The 495-nt window shown below is 53.9% G+C and carries 1 protein-coding gene; it reads right to left on the bottom strand.

Translation table 11 applies throughout. The annotated features are described in order from the left end of the window. Positions 1-495: DUF6318 family protein (locus tag HMPREF2942_RS00410; RefSeq protein WP_246824317.1), on the bottom strand; the 495-nt coding region annotated here is incomplete at both ends.

The raw sequence follows: 495 nt of genomic DNA, 5'->3' as shown, positions 1-495 counted from the left end.
GCGGTACACGTCCTGATTAGCAATAAGCCAGCCGCGGTTTTCCCGGTACAGCCGAAGAAGCTCAGGAGAAATGATCTCTTCCGGATTGATCACTTCAGAGAGCGGTTTGGTATCTCCGGTGTAGTAGAAATAGTTCAGGGCGGCATAAAAGTACGCCTGAAAAATATAGAAACCACCGCGGTTATACTCATTCATTCCCGGCTGCAGAACGGGGTAGGGTACATTCTGGGCGGCGCGTTCTTCGGTGGCGGGCACGTACCTGCCGTTGCGTTCGTAGGCAGTGTAGACAAGCAGACCGGTTGAATCACCCTGTTTGACAAGCTCATCGAACTTCTCAGCCGGCTCAAGGGAAGCCAGTACCTTATCTCGTTTGAAAAGACGTGCTTCTTGCTTTTCTTCATTGGTGGCGAGGATACCGGCCTGTCGACCGACGAAGAGAGCACCGAGGGTGCCTGCGCCTGCTACAGCGAGGGCACGACGAGAAAAACGGGGCTT

This window comes from Rothia sp. HMSC071C12, from assembly GCF_001813895.1.
In the GTDB taxonomy this organism is placed as follows: Bacteria; Actinomycetota; Actinomycetes; order Actinomycetales; family Micrococcaceae; genus Rothia; species Rothia mucilaginosa.
The sequence above is the reverse complement of the archived record's forward strand: the minus strand, read 5'-3'. Positions and strand labels throughout refer to the sequence as shown.